We start from the raw sequence: 2,160 nt of genomic DNA on the forward strand, positions 1-2,160 counted from the left end.
GCAGTTAACAAGCAATTTAAGAGGGATTCTCAACGCTTGGCATTTTTGCTTCGACTTCAATTTTAGTGTTTATGGCACAATGCTTTAGGTTGGGTGGAGGCGTTGTTCACCCCTTAATTGGGCGTTATGTGTTGGATGAGTTTTTGAGGTTAATTCTACGATTTCATTGAGAATTCGTTTCGTGTTTTCGGCAAGTTGGCTTGGTCGAAATGGATTCTTGAACAACCTGAGATTGATCGTTTTGAAGGTTCTTGGGTTGCCTCAATTAAGTTTTGGATCTGGCTTGTGTTGGGTTTCGACAGTTTTAAATCGCTTTAATTGAAATGCTTTTTTGACTGATTTACTTGCTGACATTCAGCTCTGAAAGTCTGGTGAAGTAAAAGGTTTTGTTGTGGCTTAAATGGCGCTTTCTTTGTTGTTGATTCTGCAAGTAGCTCTCTTTGACTAAAATCGTTGTAAAATTTAGGGGTTGGTTAGCATCGTTTTTGCACGTAACTTATTAAAATCCCTTCATTTTTACGGTGGTTTACTTTGAATTCACGGTAAAATTCACATAACAAGCAATTCAAGTGGATTCTCAACGCGTGGCAGTTTTACTATGCGTTAGGTAAAGTGTTTTACGGTGCAATGCAGCGGCTTGGCCAGTGCGTTGTTCACCACTTAATTGGGCGTTAGGGCTCAGAAAGTCAACAAGTTATGCTTCCTGTAAGAAATAAATAGAATATCGTTCTGTCTGTTGGTAATATCCGCGCTCTTAATATGCAACTTAAGTATATGCGCGAGTGATACTCTGAATGAACCAACAGTTAATTTTAAAAGATGAAGTGAACGAAAGTAGTGGCAAGAGTGCTCTGTCACTGCAGATTGATAACAGTAGACTAAAACACTTTTTTTATATGTTACATGGCGAGCCAACTACTAGGACTCGCGCTCTTCATGGCGCCGTCATGGTAAATAAGAGTGATATTAGTGGGTTAGTCAAAAAGTTGAAGCAACAGCTTCAACTTGTTCATGTCACAGACGCTACTATAACGGTAGGACTTGGGTTTGAGAAAGACTTCATAGAAAAGCCTTATGATGACTTCATTGCTTATGACTGGCAGGATTCAGATAAAACAAAAGAGATAATCATTCGTCTTCATTTTATGTACGAAGATGTCAACTTGGAGAGCAGTATCAAAAACTCCTTGTTCATACGTATCGCGAAAGGAATTAAAGCTGGCAACATCTTTCAAATGTTAGCTTCGTCAGATATGGAGGGTCTTGATAACATTGAAGACTTAATGAGCCCTGTTTTCTGTAGAACTGACAATGTAAACGACAAGTTAAGTAAAGACCTTTTGGGGGTTGTTGAGGAATGGCATGCCGGACAAAAGCAACCTAACCTAATAAGTGGTACTTACAAGTTTATGAAAAAGCATAGAGCTAAACTTGCTCGCTTAGTTCATTACGCTACGCCTAGTGCAGTTGCTTTTATTTTGTGTTATTTGGCTTTTTCTGTAACTGATATATTTCCAGAACCACAGCATATACCGGCTTATGTTTCTATTGTTATCGTTTCAAAGGTTATGATTTCATTCTTTTTATCTTACGGCGTGTCAAAAGGTAAAGAGCTGTTTTCTAACTTAAGTGGGATCTCACATGAAGATGTAATTTTTGACATCACGAAAGGTGACGACAAAGAGTACTCGGAAGTATTGAATAAAAACAAAGAGCTGTTCTCGTCTGCGAGGGCTACTTTTATTTGGGTTAATCTTCAAGCTGTGGTTGCCAGTCTCATCGCGGCAGGTATATTTGAATTCCTAAAGCCCTAACAATCTGTTTAAGAGTGATTCGCAACGCGTGGCATTTTTACCATGCGTTGTCTTTAGTGTTTAAGGTGGTGTGCGGTGGCATCGGTATTGCGTTGCTCACACCTTAACAGGGCGTTATGTGTTTCTCGATTTATGGTTCACTCAAATTATGTAGTATGGAAAGATAATGTATAGAAGTATATTTACAGCTTTCGTCTTTGTTAGTTTCTTTTGCCATGGTGCATCAGATATTAATAGCCTTTATGTTTATGACGAACCGTTGGAGATGCCACCCTATTCAGATCAATGGTTTATTGATGGTGATTTAACAGATCTGAAGAACTTACATATAAGAAGAGACGGTAAA

The 2,160-nt window shown here is 38.7% G+C and carries 1 protein-coding gene and 1 pseudogene; both read left to right on the forward strand.

What is annotated here, in order from left to right:
* The first annotated feature begins 794 nt into the window (after positions 1 to 794).
* A complete protein-coding gene (locus AACW06_RS19235; RefSeq protein WP_192076289.1) occupies positions 795 to 1,814 on the forward strand; it encodes a hypothetical protein in 1,020 nt (339 codons plus the stop codon).
* 166 nt (positions 1,815 to 1,980) lie between these two features.
* A pseudogene (locus tag AACW06_RS19240) lies at positions 1,981 to 2,160 on the forward strand (hypothetical protein); the annotation flags it as partial.

It is taken from the genome of Vibrio sp. S12_S33, from assembly GCF_963889785.1.
Taxonomy (GTDB): domain Bacteria; phylum Pseudomonadota; class Gammaproteobacteria; order Enterobacterales; family Vibrionaceae; genus Vibrio; species Vibrio aestuarianus.